This window comes from Nocardia sp. NBC_01327, from assembly GCF_035958815.1.
GTDB lineage: Bacteria > Actinomycetota > Actinomycetes > Mycobacteriales > Mycobacteriaceae > Nocardia.
Map to the genome: position 1 here is coordinate 330,268 of NZ_CP108383.1, position 25,088 is coordinate 355,355.

Here is a 25,088-nt window from a genome sequence, read left to right on the forward strand (position 1 = left end):
CGAGGGGAGAATTCGGTGAAGAAGCTGATCAATGATCCGGCCGATGTGGTCGACGCCGCCCTCGCGGGTATGGCCGCCGCCCACTCCGAGCTGCGGGTCGATGCCAAACAGCGGGTGGTGGTGCGCGCCGACGCACCTATCGTGGGCAAGGTGGGTCTGGTATCCGGGGGCGGGTCCGGGCACGAACCGCTGCACGCCGGATTCGTCGGCCACGGCATGCTCGACGCCGCCTGTGCCGGGGAGATTTTCACCTCCCCCGTGCCGGACCAGATTCTCGCGGCCACCACCGCTGTGGACGCCGGGGCCGGGGTGCTGCACATTGTGAAGAACTACACGGGCGATGTGCTCAATTTCGAGATGGCCGCCGAACTCGCCGCGGCCGAGACCGGCGCGCAGGTGCTGTCGGTGGTGGTGAACGACGATGTGGCCGTGCAGGACAGCCTGTACACCGCCGGTCGGCGGGGTGTCGGCGCCACTGTGATCCTGGAGAAGATGGCAGGCGCCGCAGCCGAACAGGGGCGTCCGCTGGCCGAGGTGGCGGGCATTGCCGAGCGGGTGAACAGCGCATCGCGCAGTATGGGCATGGCCCTGACCTCCGGCACCGTTCCCGCCGTCGGCCACCCCACCTTCGCTCTGGGCGAGACCGAGATGGAGATCGGCGTCGGCATTCACGGGGAACCCGGACGGCGGCGGGTGCCGCTGGCTCCGGCCCGGGAGATCGCCGCCATGCTCGTCGAGCCGATCCTCGCGGATCTGCCGTTCGCCCAGGGTGATCGGGTGCTCTGCTTTGTCAACGGCATGGGCGGCACCCCGCTCATCGAGCTGTACCTCATGTTCGACGAGGTGTCCCGCCTGCTGCGCGGCCACGGTGTGGAGGTCGTCCGCTCGCTGGTGGGTTCGTACATCACCTCGCTGGATATGGCGGGCTGCTCGGTGACGCTGACGCGGCTGGATGAGGAGCTCACCGCGCTGTGGGACGCACCGGTCCGCACTCCGGCACTGCGATGGGGGATCTGATGACGGTGGATGCGGCGGCGTGGGTGCGCGGGTTCGCGGCGCTGATCGATGCGCACGCCGACGAGTTGACGGCGCTGGACGCCGCCATCGGCGATGCCGACCACGGCACGAATATGCAGCGTGGGATGTCGGCGGCTGTTGCGGCGCTGGATAATTCGGGTGAGGGTGTGGGTGAGACGGCGGCCGAAGTGTGCAAGCAAACCGCCATGGTGCTCATTCGCACCGTCGGCGGCGCGAGCGGTCCGCTGTACGGCACGTTCTTCCTGCGGTTCGCCGGTGCGATTCAACCCGATACGGAGACAGCCGATTTCGGGCGCGCGTTTCGTGCCGGGCTCGACGGCGTGATTGCCCGGGGTAAAGCCGAACTCGGCGACAAGACCATGATCGATGCCCTCTCCCCCGCCGCGGATGCGCTCGACAAACAGGTCGCGGCGGGTGCCGCTCCGGCCGACGCGCTGGATGCGGCGGTCACCGCCGCCGAAACCGGCCGGGACGCAACGACTTCCCTGCTCGCCCGCAAAGGTCGCGCCTCCTATCTCGGCGAACGCAGTGTCGGGCACCAGGATCCGGGAGCGACCAGCGCCGCGCTGCTGGTGCTCGCCGCCCGGCAGGCGCTGCGATGATCGGCCTGGTCGTCGTCTCGCACAGCCGTCCCCTCGCCAGAGCGGCGGTCGCGCTGGCCACCGAACTGCTGCCCGCCCAGGCGGTGCGTATCGAAATCGCTGCGGGCTCATATGACAACACCCTCGGCACCGATGCGGTCGCCGTGGCCGAGGCCATCACCGCGGCCGACAGCGGTGACGGTGTCCTGGTGCTCATGGATCTCGGCAGCGCGGTGCTCTCCGCCGAAACAGCGGTGGATCTGCTGGAGACTCCGATTCGGGTCCGACTGTGCGCCGCGCCGTTCGTGGAGGGTTTGGTCGCCGCGCTGGCAATGGCGGGCAGCGGCGCGGACCTGGAGAAGGTGGCACAGGAGGCCGAACACGCCTTGACCGCCAAACGAGCACAGCTGGGGATACGGCTGGATGATCCCGAAGGCGAATCCCCTTCCCTCGCAGACCCGATCGCACCGCCGACCACCACCGCGGGTCGTACCGTGGCCGTGATCGAGGTGACCAACGAACACGGCCTCCACGCCCGCCCCGCCGCCGAACTGGTGGCGGCGCTGCGGGATATCGATGCCGATGTCGAACTCCGCAATGCGACAACCGGCGCGGGCCCGGTCCCGGCCGACAGTCTGACCCGAGTCCTGACCCTCGGCCTGCTGTCCGGCCACCGATTGGAGGTATCGGCGCTCGGCCCGGAAGCGGCCGCAGCCATCGAGATCGTGCGCGCTTCGACCTCTGGACACTGAAGGACGCCGACGGCTCCGTGACCTGACCTCCTTTCGCCTGTCGCAGGACAGGGGCAAGATCGTGGGCATGACCCTGAAGGAGCAAGCAGTCACATTCCTCGGACTCCACCAGCCCGGCAATCCGGTGATTCTGCCGACGGTCTGGGATGCGTGGTCGGCGAAACTGGTACAGGAGGCCGGTTTCTCGGCATTGACCGTCGGTAGCCACCCGCTCGCGAATTCCCTCGGCAAAGAGGACAAGGAGGGGATGACGTTCCCCGAGGTGACCGCCCGCATTCGCGAGATCACCGCCGCCGTGACCATCCCCGTCTCGGTGGATATCGAATCCGGCTACGCCCAGAAGCCCGCCGACCTGATCAACGGTCTGCTCGACGCGGGCGCGGTCGGCCTCAATATCGAGGATTCCGTGCACAGCGAGGGCGGCCGCCTGCGCACCCCCCAGGAGCACGCCGACCTGGTCGCGGAACTCCGCCAAGCCGCCGACACCGCCGGCGTCCACTTCGTCATCAACGCCCGCACCGACGTCTTCCTCCGCCAGGACACCGGCACCCCCGCCGAACGCCTCGAAAGCGCCCTCACCCGTTTACATCTCGCCGCCGAAGCCGGCGCCGACGTCCTCTACCCCGTAGGCCGCCACGACCCCGAAACCCTCCGCACCCTCTGCACCGACCTCCCCCTCCCCATCAACGCCATCGGCATCCCCGCCGAAGCCAACCGCCCCGCCCTCGCCGAATCCGGCGTAGCCCGAGTAAGTTTCGGCCCCTTCCTCCAAAACGCGTTGTCCGAGCACGCAAACACACTCCTCACCCCCTGGCGCTGAACTACCGTCAATTCCCGATCGACCGACGACCCGAGATCATCTCGGGTCGTCGGCGTCATCGCTGGTCCAGTTGTGCAGTTCTTCGACATACCATTCGTGCTGTTGCTTCTCCCACGCACGCATAGTCGGATAGCGGTCTCCGCAGTAGCGGCGCACCATGTACGCGGCCAATGCTTCTCGCTCGGCATCGTCAGCCAGCACCATCGTCGCTCGACCCGCAGGGATCTCGAAGCCCTCATCACTTCGTCGCCGACATGACGACTCGACATCCGACGATTCGAACCCGCCAGAAGCACCGAGATGTGCGGAATAGACCGCGCGGTAGGCGAATTCATCGTTCTCATCGTGAATCTGACGAAGCCAGGCGTCGAACTTCTCCATGGTTGCGATTAGATCACTCTGCCTTGAACATCCGCTCCTGCCGCCGCGAGGATCGCGGTCCGACGGTGGCTAGTCGATCCTTCGATGCCGTGGGAGCGCAATACGTCCTGGAGATGAGGCGCAAGCCAGTCCGCACCGAGTACGCGTACAGATTCGGGAGGAGATCCAGGTCGTCGAGGCTGGGAGACTGCAGCCACCGCGAGGCTCGGGGCAGAAGCCGGCCGCTGCGCGGGTCCCCCGAGAACCAGGCTGGCGCGAGCTCGCCGCCCGCCAGCAGTCGGAGCGGATCCGCGAGGCCACTTCGCCCTTTGGTGACTATGGCCGCACTTCAAGGTCCTGCTGTTGGTGGCGGTCGTTGGCTGGGCATAGGCGGCAGTACGAACTGATCGGCACTGATCTGGGTGATAGCTACATAGCAATCACAGTAGGGAACTGGTCGGTTGTTTAACATTAAACTCAGCTACCATCGAATGGCGAAAAGATCCCGTATGTACGGTTTACTTGACCGTCGGGCGCCGGTGGATTCGCCTCGATCGAATGTGGGATCGAGCCTGGGATTTGTGAATCTTGTCACACGTCCAGAGGATCTCCGGACGGCCTACCGGGGGTTATGTGCGACCACCGCACACGTGTTCGACGTCGATGTTGGGCTTGTTGATCAGGCCAAATGCCATCACCATTTGTTCGTTATAAGGATGTGATTGGTACGTCGTAGCGGTTGATGTGAACCGATCGGTGCGTCTTATTCGGGCATTTAGCACGGTTTGATGTCGGGTGCCGAATGTATGCTCTACAAAGTCTGGGTGAGTTCGGCGAACCCGACCCCTCGGTCGCTCCGAGGGGTCGGATGCCGATGGAGTCCAGACAGCAAAAAACCCGGTTTCCGCGCCAACGGAAACCGGGCCCGTGCCGACTCGAGAGGCTCGGCGGTGACTTGCGTAGGTCGCCTCCAGCCTAGCGGGAGTTCCCACGAGGGCAACCCCTCGGCTCCCGCTTTTCTCGAGCGGATCCGTAGCCCCGCAGCTACCCATCCCCTCATTAGGAGGCTCCATGACCACGATCAAAAATTACTTCGGAATCACCGGCGCTGTCCCGTTCGTCGACGTCAAGGTCGAGACCGACAACCGCATGTTCCTCGACCCGCGCCGTGTTCGGCTGGCCCAACAGCCTCACCCCCACGCACGCAACGCGCGCCTGTGCCTGAACACCTTCTTCACAACGATCGCCAGCTGCGTCATGTCCTCGAACCCCGCGGACCAGCATCGCGGGCTTGACCTGCTGCAGCACTTCGGTGAGCCGCGCGAAACCCGCCTCGGTATGTCGCGCGCCGGCATCGATGGGCACGGCGGAGCCGGCAAGATCGGGCGCGCCATCTGGGACGCGCTCAGCGGCCCCGAGCTGGCACCGCTCTGGCAGGTAGGCATCATGCACGAGGTCGAAACGATCCCGCTGTTCGTGACGGGTGTCGACAAGGACATCACCTCAGACCTCACCACCCGCATCATCTTCGGCCCGCTAATCGACTTCACCGCAGAGGTGGTCGCGAACTTCCCTCAGTTCAAAACCCATCCGCACGGGCTGGTCACCGTTGAGCGCCCGATCTGGGACCCCAAACTTCGTGGCTGGGTCCAGAAGCGGGTAGAGCTACCCGTGGCGGCCGGTCAGCCGCTGGTGCTGGTGCCCGCCGAATGGGCCGCGTCGACCCTACTGATGTCGTCAGGGCGCTACCACGACACCGCGATCCTCGGCTGGGTCCAGGACAAGCAGTCGGTTCTGCGCAACGGCAAGGTCCTCAAGACGCCGAAGCACGAACTGCGCCGCCAGCCCGGCCTGGGCCGCGGTCGTCGCACCGACATCTCGTGGACGTTGCGCGCCTTGGAGGAGGACGAGTACGACCTGCTCGGCCGCTTCACAGCATGGGTCGACAGCAAGTACAACAGCCGCAACCAGGGTGAGGCCGCCTAGTCGAACCGCCGCCGCGCTCGACGCGGTGGCAAGCGCGACCTATCGCGGCTGCCACCGCCCGAGCCTGGGCGGGTACCGGACGTCTCGGGCCATCGGCGGGCCGTAGCGAGGGTAGAGGTGCTATCTCACTGTTCACCGAGTCGCCTGGACGCTGGAACGCGCTTCTAGCGACCATCGCTGGGTGGACACCTACCCACTCAACGGCCGGCCTCGACAAACACTCGGATTCCGCACACCATCAGAAGCACTCGAAGAAGTGTTGCGATGATTGCCTGAGCCCGCACCGCATGCCGCGCGGTTCGAAGCGGCCATGCGGCGCGATGCAAGGTCGCCGGGTCGAGATAATCTCGTGTGGGCGCGCACCGGTGCCAGAAGCTTGTGCAGTGCCAACTCGGCCGGGAGCATCCGGCCTGAGCGGTCAGAGATCGTGGTTGGACAGCAATTTTGCCGCCATGGCGGGGTTTGTGACCGCTCAGGCCGAGCGAGGTCCGGATTACCCACTCCTGCAATGACATCAGTCACGGAAGGCGGCAAGCCGGGGAAGGCCCGTCCGTGACATCCCACGTCAACGACTTACGTCTACATCAATCGACCAATCCGGCATGATTCGCCAAGGACCGCAGACCATAGCTGGCGCGCCGCTGTTGGGCTGCTGCAGTTTGCAATGCGGTCTTCACCGTTGTGCTGGCGCGAAAGTGCTCCGGCGCCAGGGCGTGTGCTTGATGTAGTTCTTCGATTGCCTCGTCAGGGTTTCTGTTCAGCAAGTACGCACGGGCACTATCGAGGTGAAAGTGCGTACGGCGCTCGGTTGCCATATCTCCCGGCAGCGCCGTAGTTTTCGCGATCCGGATCGCTTTGCCGCCTTGACCCAGGTCAACTGCTGCGGCGATCGCATGCAACTGCACATTGGCGGGCCCCACCGTCGTCTCGTAGACGACGCGATTGCCGACGCTCTCCGCGACACGGGCGGCCTCGTCGAGATGCTGCTGCGAGCCCGCACTGTCGGCGAGTGTGGCAGCGATTGTTCCGGCTCGCATGTGGAGTGCTGTCCAGACGGCCGCCGCATCTCGGTCCGCTTCGATGAACGGCTCGATATCGGTCATAGTGCGATCGAGCAGCAGTAGGGCTTGTTTGCCTGCGCCGATTCGAGCAAGGGCCGCGGCGCGAAGATAGTGGGTCGTTGCCAGCAGCAGTACGTCGCCGCTGCGCCTGGCGGCCCACTCCATACGGTCCATGGCCGTCAAGGAAAGATCCGCGTATCCGAGCTTGTGCGCCAATGTGTTCGACGCACGATATGCATCTGCCAGCAGAGCATAGGCGGGCTCACCGTATTCGCGTCCCGCGATGAGCAACTGCTCGACGAGATCCGGTAGCGCGAGTCCGATCTTGCGATACTTGGTGGCACGTCGCCAGCTGTTGAGTTCGACCACTCGCGACCGGAGGACCGAGATCTGTTCCGGCCCAGCATCAGGGTCGTAGAGGTCCACCGATGCCAATGCCCGCCGGATTGTCGGCACCATCTCGTGCAGCTGCTCCGGACCATCCTGCGAACCGGTCAACACCGTGGTGTCCACGCCGAGCGCCTGAGCGATCGCGCCGAGCAGCTGTGACGATGCCGAGGCATAGCCTCCTTCGATTTTCGACACCATGCTCACGCTGCTGCCGGCCTTCTTGGCGAGGGCGACCTGAGTCAGTCCACGCTGCTTTCGAATTCGTGCGACGCGGGCACCCACTCGTTCCAGCTCCTCCATGAATTCACGCTACCGCGATCACGCTCGCAGTAGCAGCGGGATTGAAAGTTCATTGAAAGTTCGAGGGGTCGCCTGTGCGTAGCGTCACAGGAGGATTCACTACAGCGAAACTCCGAGGATCGGGAGACACCAGATGGAAACTGCTCTCGTCATGATGTTCGCCGCCGCGGCCGTGATGCTCACGGCGATAAATCCTTTCGGCCGCACCGGATCGGCCGGACGGCACCAGCGTGGTCTACCGGTCGCCACGATTCAGGCGCGGCTCTCGCGCGAGCGTGCTCGCACCTTCGTCCCGCTGCGCGGATGGTGAATCATGTTGGAGATCCCCACCGCCATCGGGTACCTGCGCAGCGACATCTCGGGGTCGAGGCAGTCCTGGGATGAGATTCGGATACGGAGTCTCGCCGCACGTCTCGGATACACGCTCGCGAAAACCGTTGTCTTCGGGCGGTATACCGAAGATCCGGTGCACAGACTGATCGATGTGGTTCGGAGCGTGGATGCCGAGGCGGTGATCATGCCAGGTATCGAGCATGTGGGTGGACAGATATCCAATGAGCTGCTGGCGGTGGCCGATTCGATTATCGTCGATACTCAGGAGACGTTCTCGCGCTGGATCGTTCCGCCGGATACGCCTGCCGATCTGGGTTCCCATTGATTCTCAGACAGAACGCAATCAGCGGTCGCTCGACTTCAGGAACCAGTCGAGGATCTCCTCTCCGGCTCGGATGCCGGCGGCGGTGGTGATGGTTAGGTTGGGGTGGGTCCAGGCGAGTTCTTCCAGTTCGCCGTGGCGCGGGCGGATCGCGGCGTCCGAGGTGCGCAGCATTTCGGCGTCGAGTGCACCGTCTCCTGCCGAGAGCAGCCGGGCGGCGGGGTCCAGATCGCCCGAATCCTCCAGGCGGCGGCGGACTTCCGCGACCGTCCGGCTCTTACAGACCGAGACGGGCATGGTGTAGATCTTGCGGCCCTGCTGAGAGGCGGACCAGCCGCGTGGACGGCACCAGGCATCCCATTCGGCGAGGAAGTCGGCGGGTAGCGCTTCGAGCTGCACCACCAGGTAGCAGAAGAGCTCATCAGCGACCCGATACTTCAATACAAAGGAATCGTCTGTGCGCGAATGCAATTCGGCACTGATCTCCGCGAGCGATGCGCTGGTGGAGCGGACTTCGGCGGCCAGGCTCGCACGCCAGTGCGGGTCCGGCTGACCGTTGTCGAGAATATTGCCGCCGTTGGTGGTGACGGCGTATCGCCAGGGAGCACCGGGCAGCTGAATTCTGTTGAACTGCTCGATCGTTCGGGTGGTGGTCGGAACGACCATCGCAAGCTCGGTCAGCGCCTTCAGACTATCGGCGGCATCTGCGGTCATATAGGACAGCGGTTCGCCGTCCAGGTGTTCCACACAGACCGTGGACAATTCCGGTACCGGACCGAACGCGTTGCGAGAGTAGATCATGGTGCGATCGAGATCGGTCGCGACCAGGGTTCGCCTCGGCGATCGATGGTCAGCCACTACTGGTTCACATCCTTGATCAGTCCCATGCAGGCGTACGCCAGATCGGGAACCACCTCGACCGGTACATCACGCGCGGCGGCCAGCATTCGGATGTGCGCATGCTCGGGCGCGTCGGCCTCGCGCACCAGTACTCGCCACGGGAGTCGGCGTAGGAGCACCCTGGTCGTCTCTCCCACACCAGGTTTCACGAAATTGACACTGGATATGCCGTACGCTTCGCGCACCTTCTCGACCGAGACCCATCCGACCCAGGTGGGTGTCCGATCGGATTGCTGGATCTCGGCAACCCGTTCGGCGACCGCGGGCCGAACCGTATCGAAGCAGGTACTGACCTCCTCCACCAGTCGCCCGGAGACGTCCGCGCCCGCCAGCTCCCGGTAGAACTTCGCACCGTGGAAGTCGCGGTGACCGATCAGCGCGTCGTTCAGTACGGTCCGTGACACCAGACCGGAGACAGTGGAATTCAAACAGGCTGAGGCGATGAGGAAGTCGTCACGCGTACCGTATGTGCGGACGCAGCTACCCGGATCGGCGAGTACAACGAGCTCGTCATTGAAACGAGCGCCTCCCGCACGGTGGTAGGCAGCGAGGGCTTCGCTGAGTTCCCTGGTGATCGCCCCTTTTCCGGTCCAGCCGTCCACGAATACGATGCTCGCCGGATCATGCTGCTCGGCAAGATAATCCAGTGCCACCGTGTCGATCCCGCGATCCCGCACGATCGAGACCGCGTAGTGCGGCACATCTATTCCGCGAGTGCGCAGCCACCGGCGCATGAGAAGGCCAATCGGTGTGCCGGCTCGTGCCAGCGACACCAGGACTATGTCCCGGCCACGTTCCGCGACAACCAATTCCGCTACGGTGGCCACCGCCAGCGCCAACCGCTGCGCGCTCTCCGCGAGCACCTTGTCGAACAGTTCGCGGTACGCGGCGTCGGGTTGATATTCCACGGGCAGCGACTCCGCATAGTGTGCGGTACCGGCCTGAATCCGCCGTTCACGCTCCATCACATCGGCTTCCAGATCCGCTGTCGACAGATCCTTCAGCAACCACGCCACTTCATCCGGGGCGTAAGAGCCGAATGCCGGTCCGCGCAACGGTGAGGGGAGTGACAACGCGCTCGACGTACCGAGGTTCGAGCCGCTGGAATCGCCGCGAGCCACTGCGCGAACCGATGCTAGTCGGCGCGGGTCGGCGCCATGCAGCACGGCGAGTACGACATCGGCTCCGGCGGCCGTTAGGACATCCAGCAGTCCGCCGGCGGCCGTCATCCGATCGGTGTCGGCGGGTTCATCAGCGATCACCAGGATGATCGGGTCGGGCGCACCCGGCTCCGGCCAGTGAGCGTTGTACAGGTAGCGGGGCGCTTCTTCGCCGGATTCCGGTGCCGTGAAACGGAATCCACGACGCAGCGGATAACCGGGTTCATCCAGTACGTAGGCCGGCGAGCGTGTAGTCGTCTGATAGCGGGTGGGTACGCCGCCGTCCGCGAGGAACCCGGCCAGGCGCAGCGGAAGGTACATGAATTCTTCGTGTCCGAGCACGACCACCGGCCGCTGTGCGAATTCCCGCTCCGCAGCGCTGCCGACCGGGCCATTCCCGGTCCCCCAGGGCAGCGAATCCAGTTCCCCCCGCAGCACTTCGGCGGCGTTCGAAAGCGCGGTTTCGAATCCCACGACTTCGGTGTGCAGAATTCCGTGCCGACCGCCCTCCGGAATCGCTTCCGGCCAGGGTAGTTCGATCCGAGCGGTTCGTCCGCGTACGGCAGCACGCGGATTTAGTTTCGGATCAGGAAGCGCCGCAACTGATTCGACCAGATCTGTGGGAAGGAGCGTCTCGCCCGAGGCCAAGCACACCGTGTCTATGCGCACACCGAGTTCGCGGGCCCCCGCATCGAATACCGCCCGATCGGCCTCGGTACGCATGTCCACCAGCGAGGCAAGCACATAGTGCGGGCGCGGAGTGAACGCGTGCAGAGCCCTGATCGCATCGAGTGCTGTTGCACCGGTGGAGATCTCATCGTCCACCAGCACCATCGGCAGCTCGTTGCGGAAGATTTCCGCAGGCATCGGCTGCAGCATGTGCGAGGTGGCGTGTGAGTGCCCCTCCTCGAATCGGGTAAGCGTATCCGCCCTGGGCACCACACGACGAGTCGAGTGCAGGTAGCACTCAGCCTGGATGCGCGCAGCCACGCAGTGGCCCAATCCGGTTGCGGTTTCCGCGAAGCCGAGCACGATGACCGGACCGTCGATTAAATCGCGGACTCGATCACCGAGCCGGTTCCCAGCCTCGATCACGCGGTGCGGATCCGTCGGCAGGTGCTTGCCCAGGACAGTGGAAACCAGCAGATGGCCGCGCCTCGGGTTGCGGCGCAGACCGGGTTCGAGCAACGTCGAGATATGCCACTTGTCGGCCGGCGGATAGGACTCGCCGTGCCGCAGACCGAGTCCGAGTTCACGGGTCGCCCAGGGCGCGGAAGTCACGATGCCACCAGCACTTTCAGTAGATCCACGAAGGACACCCCCGTATTGGTGACCCCGAATACCCGGGCGCGCAGCAGCGTCTGCCGGGCCCAGCTGCGATGCGGGCGCATCTCGTTCATCTTGTTGCGGTACTCGGAGGCGGCGACGCCGCCGACGTCCTCGCGCAGAATGTCGAGGGCGTCGAGGTACTCCTCGTGCGTCACCACCGAAAGTGCGTGCACCACAGCCACATGCGAGGGATGGATGACCGTCTTGCCCTGAATACCGTTGGCGCGGTCCAGCGTGATCTCCCGCAGCAGCCCGTCCAGATCGCGGCTGACCAGGTATTGCCGGAACGGCACCGCATCGACTTCGGCAAACGGCGAGGTGCGCAGCAGCGGGCGGAACATGCGCTCGTGATCGGCGAAGTACTCCCAGACCGGGCCGGTGATGGTGAATCCCGTTCCGTCCGTACGCCCGAGGTAGTTCACGATATCGGCGATGACGTCGGCGACCACCCGCACGTCGTAGATGGTGAGATCGCGATCGCGGCGAATGCCGAAGGTGGAGCACATATCCGTGGCTCCGATGCGCACCGCGAGCACCTGTTCACGACGCGCGGAGAGCATCGATTGGATGCGGTGCAGTTCGGTATCACGGGTCTGCCGGTGCACCAGCGAGGGCGATTCCAGCACCGGCATGCCGAAGAGCGTGCGGCCCAGGCGTTCCGAGGCGGCGTCGAGCGCGGCGAGGTAGTCCGGGCCGGAGACGCTGTCGAACTTGGGGAATACGAATCCGGTGAGCGCCACGGCCCCGGGTCCGAGGCATTCGATGATTTCGCCGACGCTGGCGGCATCGCGCACCCGCACGAACAGCAGCGGATACGGGTCCATGCCCGCGCCCAGCTCCTCGATGGTGAGCGCGGCCTGCTTCTTCGCGAATTCCAGTTCGTGGTCGGCGACCGCGTCCTCGAGATCGATGACCATGGAGCACACGCCGCGTTCGGCCCGCCGCACGATGGTGGCGGTGAGATCGGGGCGGGTCGCGGGCACGTACAGCGTCGCCCCGAGTGCCATGGACAGCAGGTCACGGTCGGTGGAGCCGCCGAAGGGTTCGGGCAGCTGATGGAAGAGCAGTCGCAGCTCAGGTCCGGGGACCTGCCGGAAGTGCCGCATCGGGAACCGTTTTCGGAGCGATATGGGCGCGAATCCCGGATAAGTGGTGATAACTCCGGTCATCGGCTCTCGTTCCTCCTACTGTTCGGTCGGCTATCTATCGGTTTTTCGCATGCGGTCGACAACACCCGTCAGAAACCCGGAAATGGCATCCAGTTCGGAGATGTAGGCCCAGTAGTCCGGATGTGGTCCGACCAGCCCGCCCGCCGCCCGTTCGAGGCGTTCGGCCTGGGCATCCAGGACCGAACCCCACTGGGCGACAAGTCCGCTGTTCACCGCCAGCATCTGCGCGTCACGCAGTTTGAATCGGACGGTTTTGGCCTTCTCCTGCGGCTGCGCTCGTACCTCGCGCAGCAGGCTCAGCCGGTCGGTGACGGCGTCGGCCTGCTCCTCGGCGGTCGCGAGGAGGCCGCGGGCGGATGTGGTCAACTCAAGGGTTTGCTCCGGGTCGTTGTTCTGCAGGGCGGCCCGGGCTTTGGACAGTTCCGCAGCTGCGGCGTCGATCGCTCGGTGGGCTTGGCGCTCATTGTTCGCCAAATCCGCGGAACTTGCAGCGTTGAACTCTCGGAGCAGCGCGGACCGCGCCGGTGCGAGGCGTTCGGTACGGGTCTGCACGGCCGATAATCTGGTCCCGGCGGAGGCGAGTGCGGTGCCGGCCGAATGCTGTTTGCCCGGAGCCTCTTCCAGGGCCCTTGACAAGGATCGGGTGTGCGCCTCCAATTCGGTCGCCGCCTGCCGCACCACCCCCGCGCCACCACCGGCGACCGCGCCCTCGACTGTGACGAGAGCCTCATCCACAGCGGCCGCGTACTGCCGCACCGAGGGGTATCCGGCGTACGGGGAAGCGTCGGCGGCCTGCCGCGCCTGCTGCGCCGCGGACCGCACCTGGGCCACCAACTGCGGCACCGACGACAGCAGTGCCACCGAATGCTCGAGGTGCGCCTGATTGGCGTGATAGAACTCATCGACCCCGCGCGCGGCCTCGGCGAGCCGCCGCACCTGCGCGTCGATTTCGGGCTGCGGCACCGGGATTCCGTCACGTTCGGCCTGGTCCAGCCGCTCGTTCAGGGTCAGATAGGCGCCCGCGGCGTCATAGCAGCGCGCCCGCACCCGCTCCCACTGCGCGGACATACCGCGCTCCGGCGCTATCTGCGCGGAGGCCGCGACGGCATTTTCGGCAATGCTCTGCCGGGTGTCCATGTCCAGGAAGGCAGCGGTCAGCGCCTGCCGGGCCTGCTGCACCCATGCCGTATCCCTCACCGGGGTCCGGAACCATCCACGCTTACGGCCTGCCACGCCCCGATGTTAGGTGGCCGTTCACATCCTGGGCGACTGTGACGATGAACCCGGTGACATGTCGTGAGACAGGGTTGTCCCCCGCGATGTCCTCGGTTTGTTCGTGCGCAGGGCAGGTGTGAGCTACTAGGGTCGTACTTGCGGACTCCGGCAATTCGGACATGCCGCTGTAAAGCAGCTCTACCACAAGGCTTGAAAGCTTTCGAACGGAAGGGATTCCCGCATGGGTGTCAGTTTGTCCAAGGGCGGCAATGTTTCGCTGACCAAGCAGGCTCCGAACCTGACCGCAGTGGCCGTGGGGCTGGGCTGGGATGTGCGGACCACCACCGGGACCGATTTCGATCTGGACGCGAGCGCCATCGCGACCGGTGCCGACAAGAAGGTGTTGTCGGACAAGCACTTCATCTTCTTCAACAACCTGCAGTCCCCGGAGGGCACCATCGTGCACACCGGCGACAACCTCACCGGCGAGGGCGAGGGTGACGACGAGACCATCAATGTCGATCTCGCGAACACCCCGCCGACCATCGAGTCCATCGTCTTCCCGGTCTCGATCTACGACGCCGATTCGCGCGCCCAGAGCTTCGGCCAGGTCCGCAATGCCTACATCCGGGTCGTCGACCGGGCCACCAATGCCGAACTCGCCCGCTACGACCTCAGCGAGGACGCCTCCACCGAGACCGCCATGGTCTTCGGCGAGCTGTACCGCAGCGGGGCCGAGTGGAAGTTCCGCGCCATCGGCCAGGGCTACGCCTCCGGTCTGTCGGGCATCGCGCGCGACTTCGGCGTGAACGTCTAACCGAACAACGTTTTCCACGCACCAGGGGCTCGGGCACCCGAGCCCCTGCCTTGTGCGGGTTCTTGCTCTGAAAATCGAATCGATACCGGCACTACGAAAGGCCCTCTGCGGTGCGTATTTTCGGCCTCTCCATGATCGTCTCGGTGGTGGCTCTCATAGCGGCATTCGTATACGGCGGTGTCACAGGACTGGCTCTGTGCGCCATCCTGGGTGTCCTCGAAGTGTCGCTGTCGTTCGACAATGCGGTCATCAATGCCAGTGTCCTGCAACGGATGAGCGAGTTCTGGCAGAAGATCTTCCTGACCGTCGGCGTGCTCATCGCCGTCTTCGGCATGCGCCTGGTGTTCCCGCTGGGCATCGTGTGGGTCACCGCCGGTCTGGACCCGAAGCGGGCCTTCGACCTGGCGCTGAACCCGCCGGCCGACGGCGCGCTCACCTTCGCCGACGGCAGCCCCTCCTACGAGAAGCTGCTCACCGACGCGCATCCCCAGATCGCGGCCTTCGGCGGCGCGTTCCTGCTGCTGCTGTTCCTGAACTTCATTCTGGAGGAGCACGAGGTCACCTGGCTCGGCTGGCTGGAGCGGCCATTGGCCAAACTCGGCAAGCTGGACATGCTTTCGGTGGTCCTGACCCTCGGCGCCATCATCATCGCCGCGGAATTCATTGCGGACAGCGATGATCGGGGCACGGTACTGCTGTCGGGTGTGCTGGGCGTGATCACCTACATCCTGGTGGACGGGCTCGGCTCGGTCTTCCACACCGAGGAGGAGGGCGAATCCTCCTCCGGGCCTTCCGAAGCCGTGAAGGTGGCGGGCAAGGCGGGCTTCTTCCTGTTCCTCTACCTGGAAGTGCTCGACGCCTCGTTCTCCTTCGACGGCGTGATCGGCGCGTTCGCCATCACCTCCGACCCGATCCTGATCGCCCTGGGCCTGGGTCTCATCGGCGCCATGTTCGTCCGCTCCATCACCGTATTCCTGGTCCGCAAGGGCACGCTGTCGGAGTACGTGTACCTGGAGCACGGCGCGCACTGGGCCATCGGCGCGCTGTCGATCATCCTGCTGGTCTCGATCGGCGTGCACGTCAACGAGGTCGTCACCGGCCTGGTGGGTGTGGCGTTCATCGGAGCGGCGTTCATTACCAGCATCATTCGCAATCGCCGGGAAGGCGATGACGACGAGTCCAAAAGTGTGAGCACCAACGAGCCCACACCGGTCGGCTGATACCGGTTCACAGCATCCGCTGACACCGGTTCACAGCATGCGGCGCGGCGCGGCCAGATGCCTGGCTCGCCGCACCGATATGCGTGACCACACCGACTGCTGAATCGCGAGCGTGGCCCAGCCCGCCAAGGCCATCCCGGCCACATTCAACAGCAATTGCGCCACGCTCCCCCAGATGGTCGAGCCATTGCCGAAGGCCACACCCAGCGCGATATTGCCCGCGGCGGGGACGGTGGTCACCGAGATGAAAACGCCTGCCAGGCCAACCGATTTCGACGAGGTCATGGACAGCACACCGGCCGCGCCGGCGATCACCGCCACAATGAACGACCACTTGTCGGGCGTGTAGATGAAGGCGGTGCCGGGGCGGGGGCCGATCACATCGTCGAGGGTGATCCAGCCCAGTCCGCGGCCGATGAGCGCCAGCACGATGGTGAGTGCGATCGCGACCACAAAGCCCAGCACCAGAGTGCGAATCGCGAGCTGCAGCAGGACGAAACGCCGTCGCACCAGGGCCACGCCCAGTGCGGCGATGGGGCCGAATTCGGGTCCGAGCACCATGGCTCCGACCGTCAGAATCTGCGAATCCGTCACGATGGCGATGCTCGCGATGACGGTCGCCAGCGTCAGAAAGCTCAGGAACGTCCAATTGAGTTCGGTCTCGTCGTAGGACCGCTGTGTCACCTCGGCCCATACGACCGAATCGGCGCTACTGCCCGGAGTGTGCAGTTCGGCTTCGAATCCGCTGCGCGACAACCAGGTTCCGACCTGTTCGATCTCGATACTGCCCTCCTGATGCACCTTCAGGACGCGCAGCTTGTCCACCACATCATTGGCGGCCTCCCGCGCCACCTGCGCCGTGATCACATCGCCCGGCGGCCGAATCGCGGCGCCACGGAAAACGGCGAGTCCGGTGACCGCCTCATCGTTCTCCAGGGCGGACAGAACAGCATCAGTCATGGCGCCTGGGGCCATGATCCGCAGGTGCAGCATGGCCACAGTCTGCCCCGAGCACGCCCCGATTCGCGGTACCCCGAACCAGCCGCGCATCAGGAACCTTCGTGCGAGACCCACCCCGCCATCCGACGGCACGACCCACCCCGTCATCCCGGCATGCTTTTGGCCGGGATCCACGTGGGTCGAACATGCACTCCCAATGTGGATCCCGGCCAAACCCGCGCCGGGATGACGAAGGAGCGCGGCACCGGGGAGGATGCCGCGCTCGGTTGATCAGGCTCGCGCCAACCGCGGTAGCACGTCGGGCATTGTGCGTGCGGGCCGCGCTGCGACTTCAGGCTGTGCCGCCGGTTCGGGCTGAGCGGGCGCGGCCGGGGCCTTACGGGAGGCCAGCACCATGCCGATCACGCCCACGCCGAGTCCGGCAATGGTCAAGGGGTGCAGGGGTTGTGCGATGACGAGCCAGGCCAGGACCGCGGTGGTGACGGGGGTGGCGAAGAAGAGCTTGCCGACCCGGGTCGCGTCCCAGCGTCGCAGCATGGCGTTGAGCAGCAGGAACGCGCCCATGGAATTCATCAGCACCATCCAGGTCAGCGATACCCCGAACCGGCCGGGATCGCTGATGTGGAAGTTGCCGCTCAGCAGGACGAGCACGGCGGCGAAGGGCGCGCTGGCCAGCTGGTGCACGGCGGTGGCGGCGCGGCTGTCCACGGTGGGGGTGAACTTCTTCTGGTACACCGTGCCGAGGCTCAGGCCCAGCAGGCCGATGACGCACAGCAGCAGGCCCATCCAGGAGAAGGCCGACTGATCGCTGACGGCGAGGGCGACGCCGATGCCGCCGATGCCGAAGCCGATCCACTGCCGGCGGGTGATGTGCTCGCCGAGAACACCCGAGAAGAGTGCGATGACAACGGGATTCAGGCCCTGCATCAGGGCGATCACCACGGCCGGGACATGCTCGCCCATGGCGGTGTAGAAGGCCCCGAACTGCACGATCTGCATGAGGAGTCCGGCGACGATGACATGCCGCAGCTCCCGGCCGCGCGGCCAGACCGCGTGCACCGCAAGGCCGTACAGCACCAGCAGCGGCCCGGCGAAGGCGTACCGGGCGAACAGCACCACCATCGGCGGGGCCGCGCCGACGCCGATGATTCCGACGATGAACGCGCTGCTCCACATGAGAACGAAGGCGGGCTGTGCCACGCCTTCCATGAGTCGATTCTTCATCGCTACCTCTCAAGTAACCCCTTGATGTGGTTACTACCTTCCACTCCTTTCCGTAACCAGTCAAGGGGGTTATTGTGGGAAGTATGTTCACCTTCGTCAGCGGCAACCTCGCACTGGACTTCATCGGGACGGTGCAGTCCCGGCGCGCCGAGTTCGCCGATCTCCTCGCGACCCCCGGCGACCTGGTCGAATGGACAGTCGAGGCCGCCCTGCTCGACAGCGCGCCCGCGGCCGATCCCGCCGCTCTCGCCGATGCCACGCGATTGCGCGAAGCCGCCTACCGGCTGGCGCTGGCCGTCACCCACGGTGAACCGCTCGCCGCACCGGACCGGCAGCTGGTCAACGACCTCGCGCGGGGCACGCTTCCGGAACTCACGGTCGAGGCCGACGGCTCGGTAAAACGCAGCGGCACAATCGACACCGTGCTCGCCGCCATTGCCCGCTCGGCCGTCGAACTGATCGGCGGCGCGGATCGGGACCGGATCAAGGAGTGCGGGCGCGCCGATTGCACCCGGCTGTACGTCGACACCTCACGCGCGGGTTCGCGGCGCTGGTGCGATATGACGGTGTGCGGAAATCGGGCCAAGAGCGCGGCATTTCGGGCCCGGAACACCGAAACCGACTCGCACGCAGCGCATTAGAGCGCCGAATATGCCAGCACCGGTTGCGGCGGCTGTTCCAATTCCCTTGTCGTATCGATAATTCCGCGCGATTTCGCACGCACGAAAACGAAGAAGAACACGACCAGCAGCATCGCGCGGCCCCACACCCCGAACTGCACGACATTCTCCTGCAGATCAGCCGAGCGCCCGGAGCCGAGCGCGTAGAAGTAGCGGAACACCCCGATGCCGATCGCCGCATCGGCCAGCAGGTACACCCCGATGAGCGACCACGGTACCTCCAGCAGCACCAGGAACGGGATCAGCCACAGCGTGTACTGCGGCGAATGCACCTTGTGCAGCAACAGGAATCCGCACAGCATGGCCCCGCTCACACCGACCCACGGATATACGCCGGTCAGCACATAGCGCCGCCAGCCCAGCCACGCCGCCAGCACGAATGCCGCCAGAATCAGCAGCGGCGAGGCGGCCGACACCACGTTCTGGAAGGTGGCCTCACTCTCCGGCGAATTGCCGAACAGCGGGCGCAGACCCCAGTACCAGATGGAATTGGTGGTGATATCGGCCTGCCGCAGCTCCTGGAAGGTGATCGACGCCCGCCAGCCCTGGAAACCCGCCAGCGCGAACGGCAGATTGATCAGCACCACCGTGACCACGGCCGTCGCGGCCACCGCCAGCGCGCCGCGCACATCGAAGTGGCGCGAGTGCACGCCCGGCGGCGTCTCACCGCGGCACTCGACGGTCGGCTCACCGACCAGAACGTGAAGCAGTAAGGGCAGCACGAAGATTCCCGGATACAGCTTCAGGCAGAAACCGATGCCCAGCAGCACCGCGGCCGCAATTCCCCGCGCCCGCAACGAATATCGGGTCATGGTGGTCACCACGTAGACCGCGCCGACCGCCGTGCACACCACCGGTAGCTCCCAATTGTGGAAGGCGTACAGGATCAGCGGCGGTCCGGCCGCCCACAGCAGTGCGGCGCGACCGGCCAGCTTGCCCAGCATGTAGGCGGTCAGCAGCGCGAACGGCGCCAGCAGCAGCGCCGAATGCAGCAGGAAGGCGGCGTCATTGTCGGCGCCGATCGCACCCAGCCACATGAAAAGTCCACTGAGCACCGGGTATTCGACGGCGCCTCCGGTCAGCGCGCCGTCCGGGGTGATGCCGCCGGAGAGATACGGGAAGACGTGCTCGTTGATATCGCGACCCAGCCAGAGGAACTGGATATCCGAATAACAGACGTGCGAATCCTTGATGGTGTCGAAGATCGTGCTGCGACCGGACTCCTCGAATGGAGCTCCCGCACACCGCGCCTTGTTGAAGTAGGCGACCAGTAGTGTGACGGCACACACCATTACCGAGATGATCGCCAGCTGAGAACGCTCCGCGTCCTCCCCGCGACCGGAGGCCGGCACCCGGCCCGCGCCGCGACCGGCGACCGGCACAGTGGTGACGGGTCGGTTCGACATGGCCCCCACCCTAGGGGCCACGCCCGGTCAGCGGCTTCCTTTGGTCGGCGAGCAGGTGGATTTCGCTGCTCAGAGCAGGTCATGTAGCCTTGGCGGGTTGCTGACGCAACGAACCCTCCTGCCATGGATCGTCCATGGCCGTTTAAGCCCATAGGAGGTGATGAGGTCCGTGCGTCATTATGAAGTGATGGTTATCCTCGATCCGAGCCTGGACGAGCGCACCGTTGGCCCGAACCTGAACACCATGCTCGGCGTGGTTGGTCAGGAAGGCGGCAAGGTCGACAACGTCGACATCTGGGGCAAGCGTCGTCTCGCTTACGAGATCGCCAAGCAGGCCGAAGGCATCTACGCGGTGGTCAAGCTGACCGCCGAGTCCGCCACGGTCAGCGAACTCGATCGCCAGCTGGGACTGAACGAGTCGGTGCTGCGCACCAAGGTGCTGCGGCTCGGCAAGAAGTAGGTCCTGTCCTCCCGCATGTGCGCTCACACAGCGTCGGTCTGTATCTCTAGGCTGACTGCCAACAGGCGAGTGCACTGCGGACTGCACCGGATATAGCAGGAGGAACCATGGCAGCAGGCGACACGGTCATCACCGTCATCGGAAACTTGACGGCTGACCCCGAGCTTCGATTCACGCCCGCGGGAGCGGCCGTCGCGAACTTCACGGTCGCGTCGACTCCCCGTGTGTTCGACCGTAATACCAATGAATGGAAAGACGGCGAAGCGCTTTTCTTGCGCTGCAACATCTGGCGAGAAGCTGCGGAAAATGTCGCCGAGAGCCTGACCCGTGGATCTCGGGTGATCGTGAGTGGACGGCTGAAGCAGCGCTCCTATGAAACCCGCGAGGGTGAGAAGCGCACAGTCGTCGAACTCGAGGTCGAAGAGGTCGGTCCGTCCCTGAAGTACGCGACCGCGAAGATCAACAAAACCACCCGTGGCGGTGGCGGCGGAGGTTTCGCGGGCGGCGGCGGCGCTCCCCAGGGGGGCGGCGGTCAGGGCGGCGGCGGAGGTTTCTCCGGCGGCGGTGCAAACAGTGGCAGTGGCGGAGGTCGTGGCGGCCAGAGTGCCGGCGACGACCCGTGGGGCAGTGCGCCCGCGGCCGGCTCCTTCGGGGGCGGGCAGCAGATGGACGATGAACCGCCGTTCTAGACAACGGCATTCGCAGGGAGCCACCGGCTCCCCCAGGATTACGGAGTAAAACCCATGGCCAAAGCACCGGCACGCGAGAAGGTGCTGAAGAAGAAGGCTTGCGCCTTCTGCAAGGAAGCAAAGACCGGCAGCGTCAACATCGACTACAAGGACACCGCGCTGCTGCGCAAGTACGTGTCCGATCGCGGCAAGATCCGCGCACGTCGTGTGACCGGCAACTGCGTGCAGCACCAGCGCGACATTGCCGTAGCCGTCAAGAACTCCCGTGAGGTGGCTCTGCTGCCTTACGTGTCCACGGCTCGCTGAGAAGGGAAGACACAGCAATGAAGTTGATCCTGACTGCTGATGTTGACAACCTCGGTGCGCCCGGCGACACCGTTGAGGTCAAGGACGGTTACGGCCGTAACTTCCTGCTCCCCCGCGGACTGGCGATTTCCGCCACCCGCGGTGCCGAGAAGCAGGTTGCGGGCATCCGTCGTGCCCAGGACGCGCGCAAGGTGCGCGACCTGGATCACGCCAACGAGCTGAAGCAGGCCATCGAAGGCCTGACGGGCGTGGCGCTGTCGGTGAAGACCGCCGGCACCGGCAAGCTCTTCGGTTCGGTCACCACCGCCGACGTCGCGGCAGCCATCAAGGTTGCCGGCGGCCCGGTCGTCGACAAGCGCAGCATCGAGCTGCCGAAGGCTCACATCAAGAGCACCGGCAAGCACAATGTCGTGGTGCACCTGCACCCCGATGTGGCTGCCAAGTTCGACCTGCAGGTCAACGGCGCCGAGTAATTCGGCCCGAGAGCGGAGGCCATCTTCGCACCTAGGTGCGTGGGTGGCCTCCGATTCTGTCTGTCCGGTATAGGTTTGCCAGGTATTGCCTATTTCGCCTCGCGAGTTGTGCTCGTGGGGCATCGCCATGCGTGCTTCGGAGTGTTCGCCCGGGGTGTGTATGACAAAGCAAACCAACCATTCGCATTGTGTAGCAGGTCACATGCCTGACGAATGCCGTTCACTCAACACGCCCGAAGGTGGACGTCCAGCGACACGCCGGACCAATTTGATCCACAGTTGCGTTCACTGAGAAATGGCCCACTACCTGGGTGTTGATGGACCCGGCCGATTGTTGTCCCCACGTTATGCACAGGGGGTGCACAACGGTTGGTGAACAACACCCACTTTGTCCACAGGTGTATCCACAGCTCGGTTTGGCGGGTGCCTGTCCGGTCGCCTAGGTTCGCATCATTGTCGTGACCACAGCCCCGGGGACGGCACGATTCCCGACACCCACCACACGGCACCACCGGTTTGCCGATATCCGCCGGTAGCGACGCGTCGCTGCCCGAAAGTGTCGGTGCACAGGCGTAGAAACGGTGATGTCGCATCCGGGCCGGACGAGAGAGGACGGTCGACATGGCAGTCGTCGACGATCGCGGCCACGATGAGCACGGACCTTCGGAGTACCGCGAGGCGCCCGGTGAGGATTTCGGCCGCCAGCCTCCGCACGATATGGCCGCGGAGCAGTCGGTGCTGGGCGGCATGCTGCTGTCCAAGGACGCCATTGCCGATGTCATCGAGGTCATCCGCCCCGGCGATTTCTACCGTCCCGCGCACCAGGCCATCTACGACGCCATCCTGGATCTCTACGGCCGCGGCGAACCCGCCGACCCGGTGACCGTCTCCGCCACCCTCGACCGACGCGGCGAACTCAAGCGCATCGGCGGACCCCCCTACCTCGTCACCCTGACCCAAACGGTCCCCACCGCGGCCAATGCCGGCTACTACGCCGAAATCGTTGCGGAGAAGGCGATCCTGCGCCGCCTGGTCGAAGCCGGCACCCGCATCGTCCAGTACGGCTACGCCGGCGCCGACGGCCAGGACGTGGCCGAAGTCGTAGACCGCGCCCAAGCCGAACTCTACGAAGTCACCGAACGCCGCTCCAGCGAAGACTTCCTCCCCCTGGAAGAACTCCTCCAGCCCACGATGGACGAAATCGACTCCATCGCCAGCCGCGGCGGCATCTCCCTCGGCGTCCCCACCGGCTTCACCGAACTCGACGAACTAACCAACGGCCTACACCCGGGCCAGATGATCATCGTCGCGGCCCGACCCGGCGTGGGCAAATCCACGCTGGGAATGGATTTCATGCGGAGTTGCTCGATCAAGAATGGCTTGGCGAGCGTTATTTTCTCCCTGGAAATGAGCCGCACGGAAATCGTCATGCGCCTACTATCGGCCGAGGCGAAAATCAAACTCGCCGATATGCGTTCGGGTCGCATGAGCGACGACGATTGGACACGGCTCGCCCGCCGCATGAGCGAAATCAGTGAGGCGCCGCTCTTCGTGGATGATTCGCCGAACCTCACTATGATGGAGATCCGCGCCAAGGCTCGTCGGCTCAAGCAGCGCAATGACATCCGCCTGATCGTGGTCGACTATCTGCAGCTCATGAGCTCGGGCAAGAAGGTCGAATCCCGCCAGCAAGAAGTCTCGGAATTCTCCCGAAGCCTCAAACTGATGGCGAAGGAATTGGAAGTTCCGGTTATTGCCATCAGTCAGTTGAACCGTGGTCCCGAACAGCGCACCGATAAGCGGCCGATGGTTTCCGATCTCCGCGAATCGGGCTCGCTCGAACAGGATGCGGACATGGTTATCCTCTTGCATCGCCCTGATGCATTCGAAAGAGATGACCCTCGCGGTGGCGAAGCCGACCTCATTGTCGGTAAACACCGAAATGGCCCCACCGCCACTATTACCGTGGCACATCAGCTGCACCTGAGCCGGTTCGTCGATATGGCGCGCGGCTGATCGCAGCCCGGAAGGATCGTGTCCGAATGTGACGGTTAATCGTCATTGCGGACATGTGGTGGGTTGGAGAGGATGGGGGCATGGCCTCTCCGCATCGTGTTGTTATCGCGGTCTTTCCTGATGTCGATCTGCTTGATGTCACTGGTCCGGCTGAGGTGTTTGCGCTGGCCAACAGTGAGAGTGGGGGTCGGGAGCTGTATGAGGTTCGGTTGGCTGGGCCGGTGGCGGGGGTGGTTCGGACTTCGGCTGGGGTGCGGCTGCTGACCGATGTGGCGTTTGGTGAGGTCGGCGCGCGGGTGGACACCATGCTGGTGCCCGGAGCTGTCGATCTGACCGAGCATGGGCCCGTCGCTCGGATCGATGCTGACGTTGTGGAGTGGGTGCGGGTTACTGCACCGCATGCTCGGCGGGTGGCTTCGGTGTGTGTGGGTGCGCATGTGCTGGCGGCGGCGGGATTGCTGGATGGGAAGACGGCTACTACACATTGGTCGACGGCTGCCCAGCTGGCTTTCGACCATCCGGCGGTGACTGTTGATCCGGATCCGATTTTCGTGCGGGCCGATCGGGGGCGGTTGTGGACGGGGGCGGGGATCAGTGCCTGTTTGGATTTGGCGTTGGCGCTGGTTGCGGAGGATCACGGTGAGGAGTTGGCGTTGGGGGTTGCCCGGCAGCTCGTCATGTATCTCAAGCGGCAGGGTGGGCAGAGTCAGTTCTCGGTGCCGATGAGTCGGCCTGCTTCCGGTCGGCGGGATATCGATGAACTGCGGCTCTGGATTGCCGAGCATCTCGACGAGGACCTGGCTGCGCCTGTGCTGGCTGCTCGAATGTGCTTGAGCGAGCGGCACTTTGCGCGGGTGTTCAAGCAGGAGACCGGTACTTCGTCCACCAACTATGTGGAAGCGGCGCGGGTGGAGGCTGCGCGCCGGCTTCTGGAGAGCACCGACCTTCGGCTGGATCAGGTTGCGGCGGTTGCGGGTTTCGGCGCTGCCGAGACGCTGCACCGCGCCTTCCAGCGGCAGCTTGCCACCACCCCGGCCGCCTATCGCCGCCGGTTCCGAACTCAGCCTGCCTGAAATTACCTGTCTCACTGAGCATCTCGCACGGATACGTGCGCGATGCGG

At 64.8% G+C, this 25,088-nt stretch carries 25 protein-coding genes; 16 read left to right on the top strand and 9 right to left on the bottom strand.

Annotated elements, in window-relative coordinates; genetic code table 11:
• The first annotated feature begins 15 nt into the window (after positions 1–15).
• The 4 genes from dhaK to OG326_RS01450 all read left to right on the top strand — a co-directional run bounded on the left by dhaK (position 16) and on the right by OG326_RS01450 (position 3,191).
• Positions 16–1,017: a dihydroxyacetone kinase subunit DhaK gene (gene dhaK / locus OG326_RS01435; protein ID WP_327142819.1), complete on the top strand. Its 1,002-nt coding sequence runs from the start codon at positions 16–18 to the stop codon at positions 1,015–1,017.
• Positions 1,005–1,640: a dihydroxyacetone kinase subunit DhaL gene (dhaL, locus tag OG326_RS01440; protein WP_442790991.1), complete on the top strand. Its 636-nt coding sequence runs from the start codon at positions 1,005–1,007 to the stop codon at positions 1,638–1,640. Before dhaK ends, dhaL begins: the two co-directional genes overlap by 13 nt.
• Positions 1,637–2,371, top strand: coding sequence for a dihydroxyacetone kinase phosphoryl donor subunit DhaM (gene dhaM, locus OG326_RS01445; RefSeq protein ID WP_327142820.1), 735 nt, complete (start codon positions 1,637–1,639; stop codon positions 2,369–2,371). Before dhaL ends, dhaM begins: the two co-directional genes overlap by 4 nt.
• A gap of 67 nt (positions 2,372–2,438) precedes the next feature.
• Positions 2,439–3,191 (top strand): isocitrate lyase/PEP mutase family protein, encoded by a 753-nt coding sequence (locus OG326_RS01450; protein WP_327142821.1) that lies wholly within the window; start codon positions 2,439–2,441, stop codon positions 3,189–3,191.
• Between the two features lie 36 nt (positions 3,192–3,227).
• Here the strand turns inward: OG326_RS01450 and OG326_RS01455 are convergent, their stop codons facing one another.
• On the bottom strand, positions 3,228–3,572 hold the full coding sequence (locus OG326_RS01455) for a hypothetical protein (RefSeq protein ID WP_327142822.1): 345 nt from the start codon (positions 3,570–3,572) through the stop codon (positions 3,228–3,230).
• Between the two features lie 1,050 nt (positions 3,573–4,622).
• On the opposite strand from OG326_RS01455, the gene OG326_RS01460 reads away from it, so the two are divergent.
• A complete protein-coding gene (locus tag OG326_RS01460; RefSeq protein WP_327142823.1) occupies positions 4,623–5,537 on the top strand; it encodes a hypothetical protein in 915 nt (304 codons plus the stop codon).
• Between the two features lie 584 nt (positions 5,538–6,121).
• Here OG326_RS01460 and OG326_RS01465 read toward each other — a convergent pair.
• Entirely contained in the window at positions 6,122–7,288 is a 1,167-nt protein-coding gene (locus OG326_RS01465) for a helix-turn-helix domain-containing protein (protein WP_327142824.1), read from the bottom strand.
• Between the two features lie 133 nt (positions 7,289–7,421).
• Between OG326_RS01465 and OG326_RS01470 the strand changes: the two genes are divergently transcribed.
• Positions 7,422–7,598: a hypothetical protein gene (locus OG326_RS01470; protein WP_327142825.1), complete on the top strand. Its 177-nt coding sequence runs from the start codon at positions 7,422–7,424 to the stop codon at positions 7,596–7,598.
• Between the two features lie 3 nt (positions 7,599–7,601).
• The gene (locus OG326_RS01475) at positions 7,602–7,946 is read left to right on the top strand and encodes a hypothetical protein (protein WP_327142826.1); all 345 of its coding nucleotides are present in this window, start codon (positions 7,602–7,604) and stop codon (positions 7,944–7,946) included.
• An 18-nt stretch (positions 7,947–7,964) separates the two neighbouring features.
• Here the strand turns inward: OG326_RS01475 and OG326_RS01480 are convergent, their stop codons facing one another.
• From OG326_RS01480 to OG326_RS01495, 4 genes are all read right to left on the bottom strand, one after another.
• Complete coding sequence (locus OG326_RS01480) at positions 7,965–8,744, bottom strand: HAD family hydrolase (RefSeq protein WP_327146327.1); 780 nt, start codon at positions 8,742–8,744, stop codon at positions 7,965–7,967.
• A gap of 56 nt (positions 8,745–8,800) precedes the next feature.
• A complete protein-coding gene (locus OG326_RS01485) occupies positions 8,801–11,284 on the bottom strand; it encodes a phosphoribosyltransferase (protein ID WP_327142827.1) in 2,484 nt (827 codons plus the stop codon).
• Positions 11,281–12,438, bottom strand: coding sequence for an HpcH/HpaI aldolase/citrate lyase family protein (locus OG326_RS01490; protein WP_327146328.1), 1,158 nt, complete (start codon positions 12,436–12,438; stop codon positions 11,281–11,283). The genes OG326_RS01485 and OG326_RS01490 overlap by 4 nt, the downstream gene beginning before the upstream one ends.
• 93 nt (positions 12,439–12,531) lie before the next feature.
• On the bottom strand, positions 12,532–13,698 hold the full coding sequence (locus tag OG326_RS01495; RefSeq protein ID WP_327142828.1) for a hypothetical protein: 1,167 nt from the start codon (positions 13,696–13,698) through the stop codon (positions 12,532–12,534).
• Positions 13,699–13,957: 259 nt separating this feature from the next.
• Between OG326_RS01495 and OG326_RS01500 the strand changes: the two genes are divergently transcribed.
• Positions 13,958–14,533, top strand: coding sequence for a TerD family protein (locus OG326_RS01500; protein WP_327142829.1), 576 nt, complete (start codon positions 13,958–13,960; stop codon positions 14,531–14,533).
• Between the two features lie 110 nt (positions 14,534–14,643).
• Positions 14,644–15,753, top strand: a complete 1,110-nt coding sequence (locus OG326_RS01505) for a DUF475 domain-containing protein (RefSeq protein WP_327142830.1) — start codon at positions 14,644–14,646, stop codon at positions 15,751–15,753.
• A gap of 30 nt (positions 15,754–15,783) precedes the next feature.
• Here OG326_RS01505 and OG326_RS01510 read toward each other — a convergent pair whose 3' ends face one another.
• Complete coding sequence (locus OG326_RS01510) at positions 15,784–16,860, bottom strand: DUF389 domain-containing protein (protein WP_327142831.1); 1,077 nt, start codon at positions 16,858–16,860, stop codon at positions 15,784–15,786.
• A 123-nt stretch (positions 16,861–16,983) separates the two neighbouring features.
• On the bottom strand, positions 16,984–17,937 hold the full coding sequence (locus OG326_RS01515) for a DMT family transporter (RefSeq protein WP_327142832.1): 954 nt from the start codon (positions 17,935–17,937) through the stop codon (positions 16,984–16,986).
• An 83-nt stretch (positions 17,938–18,020) separates the two neighbouring features.
• On the opposite strand from OG326_RS01515, the gene OG326_RS01520 reads away from it, so the two are divergent.
• Positions 18,021–18,578, top strand: coding sequence for a CGNR zinc finger domain-containing protein (locus tag OG326_RS01520; RefSeq protein WP_327142833.1), 558 nt, complete (start codon positions 18,021–18,023; stop codon positions 18,576–18,578).
• Here OG326_RS01520 and OG326_RS01525 read toward each other — a convergent pair.
• Positions 18,575–19,909 (bottom strand): hypothetical protein, encoded by a 1,335-nt coding sequence (locus tag OG326_RS01525; RefSeq protein ID WP_327146329.1) that lies wholly within the window; start codon positions 19,907–19,909, stop codon positions 18,575–18,577. The two genes, OG326_RS01520 and OG326_RS01525, sit on opposite strands and share 4 nt — an antisense overlap.
• A gap of 283 nt (positions 19,910–20,192) precedes the next feature.
• On the opposite strand from OG326_RS01525, the gene rpsF reads away from it, so the two are divergent.
• From rpsF to OG326_RS01555, 6 genes are all read left to right on the top strand, one after another.
• The gene (gene rpsF, locus OG326_RS01530; RefSeq protein ID WP_297614012.1) at positions 20,193–20,483 is read left to right on the top strand and encodes a 30S ribosomal protein S6; all 291 of its coding nucleotides are present in this window, start codon (positions 20,193–20,195) and stop codon (positions 20,481–20,483) included.
• A 107-nt stretch (positions 20,484–20,590) separates the two neighbouring features.
• Positions 20,591–21,172 carry a single-stranded DNA-binding protein gene (locus tag OG326_RS01535; RefSeq protein WP_327142834.1) on the top strand — a complete coding sequence of 194 codons (582 nt, stop codon included), beginning with the start codon at positions 20,591–20,593 and terminating at the stop codon, positions 21,170–21,172.
• A gap of 54 nt (positions 21,173–21,226) precedes the next feature.
• On the top strand, positions 21,227–21,478 hold the full coding sequence (gene rpsR, locus OG326_RS01540; RefSeq protein ID WP_297614015.1) for a 30S ribosomal protein S18: 252 nt from the start codon (positions 21,227–21,229) through the stop codon (positions 21,476–21,478).
• Positions 21,479–21,495: 17 nt separating this feature from the next.
• Positions 21,496–21,951, top strand: coding sequence for a 50S ribosomal protein L9 (gene rplI, locus OG326_RS01545; protein WP_327142835.1), 456 nt, complete (start codon positions 21,496–21,498; stop codon positions 21,949–21,951).
• A 621-nt stretch (positions 21,952–22,572) separates the two neighbouring features.
• Positions 22,573–23,967, top strand: a complete 1,395-nt coding sequence (dnaB, locus tag OG326_RS01550; RefSeq protein WP_327142836.1) for a replicative DNA helicase — start codon at positions 22,573–22,575, stop codon at positions 23,965–23,967.
• 80 nt (positions 23,968–24,047) lie between these two features.
• Entirely contained in the window at positions 24,048–25,040 is a 993-nt protein-coding gene (locus tag OG326_RS01555; protein ID WP_327142837.1) for a GlxA family transcriptional regulator, read from the top strand.
• The last annotated feature ends 48 nt before the right edge of the window (positions 25,041–25,088 follow it).

What these genes read in the sequence shown, in the direction of transcription:
- rplI (WP_327142835.1), top strand. Translation starts at nt 21,496, where the DNA reads ATGAAGTTGATCCTGACTGCTGATGTTGACAACCTCGGTGCGCCCGGC.
- dhaM (WP_327142820.1), top strand. Translation starts at nt 1,637, where the DNA reads ATGATCGGCCTGGTCGTCGTCTCGCACAGCCGTCCCCTCGCCAGAGCG.
- OG326_RS01480 (WP_327146327.1), bottom strand. Translation starts at nt 8,744, where the DNA reads ATGATCTACTCTCGCAACGCGTTCGGTCCGGTACCGGAATTGTCCACG.
- OG326_RS01535 (WP_327142834.1), top strand. Translation starts at nt 20,591, where the DNA reads ATGGCAGCAGGCGACACGGTCATCACCGTCATCGGAAACTTGACGGCT.
- dhaL (WP_442790991.1), top strand. Translation starts at nt 1,005, where the DNA reads ATGGGGGATCTGATGACGGTGGATGCGGCGGCGTGGGTGCGCGGGTTC.
- OG326_RS01475 (WP_327142826.1), top strand. Translation starts at nt 7,602, where the DNA reads ATGTTGGAGATCCCCACCGCCATCGGGTACCTGCGCAGCGACATCTCG.
- OG326_RS01520 (WP_327142833.1), top strand. Translation starts at nt 18,021, where the DNA reads ATGTTCACCTTCGTCAGCGGCAACCTCGCACTGGACTTCATCGGGACG.
- OG326_RS01525 (WP_327146329.1), bottom strand. Translation starts at nt 19,909, where the DNA reads ATGGTGTGTGCCGTCACACTACTGGTCGCCTACTTCAACAAGGCGCGG.
- OG326_RS01555 (WP_327142837.1), top strand. Translation starts at nt 24,048, where the DNA reads ATGGCCTCTCCGCATCGTGTTGTTATCGCGGTCTTTCCTGATGTCGAT.
- OG326_RS01510 (WP_327142831.1), bottom strand. Translation starts at nt 16,860, where the DNA reads ATGACGGGGTGGGTCGTGCCGTCGGATGGCGGGGTGGGTCTCGCACGA.
- OG326_RS01490 (WP_327146328.1), bottom strand. Translation starts at nt 12,438, where the DNA reads ATGCGGCACTTCCGGCAGGTCCCCGGACCTGAGCTGCGACTGCTCTTC.
- OG326_RS01465 (WP_327142824.1), bottom strand. Translation starts at nt 7,288, where the DNA reads ATGGAGGAGCTGGAACGAGTGGGTGCCCGCGTCGCACGAATTCGAAAG.
- OG326_RS01470 (WP_327142825.1), top strand. Translation starts at nt 7,422, where the DNA reads ATGGAAACTGCTCTCGTCATGATGTTCGCCGCCGCGGCCGTGATGCTC.
- OG326_RS01450 (WP_327142821.1), top strand. Translation starts at nt 2,439, where the DNA reads ATGACCCTGAAGGAGCAAGCAGTCACATTCCTCGGACTCCACCAGCCC.
- OG326_RS01455 (WP_327142822.1), bottom strand. Translation starts at nt 3,572, where the DNA reads ATGGAGAAGTTCGACGCCTGGCTTCGTCAGATTCACGATGAGAACGAT.
- rpsR (WP_297614015.1), top strand. Translation starts at nt 21,227, where the DNA reads ATGGCCAAAGCACCGGCACGCGAGAAGGTGCTGAAGAAGAAGGCTTGC.
- OG326_RS01500 (WP_327142829.1), top strand. Translation starts at nt 13,958, where the DNA reads ATGGGTGTCAGTTTGTCCAAGGGCGGCAATGTTTCGCTGACCAAGCAG.
- OG326_RS01515 (WP_327142832.1), bottom strand. Translation starts at nt 17,937, where the DNA reads ATGAAGAATCGACTCATGGAAGGCGTGGCACAGCCCGCCTTCGTTCTC.
- OG326_RS01460 (WP_327142823.1), top strand. Translation starts at nt 4,623, where the DNA reads ATGACCACGATCAAAAATTACTTCGGAATCACCGGCGCTGTCCCGTTC.
- dnaB (WP_327142836.1), top strand. Translation starts at nt 22,573, where the DNA reads ATGGCAGTCGTCGACGATCGCGGCCACGATGAGCACGGACCTTCGGAG.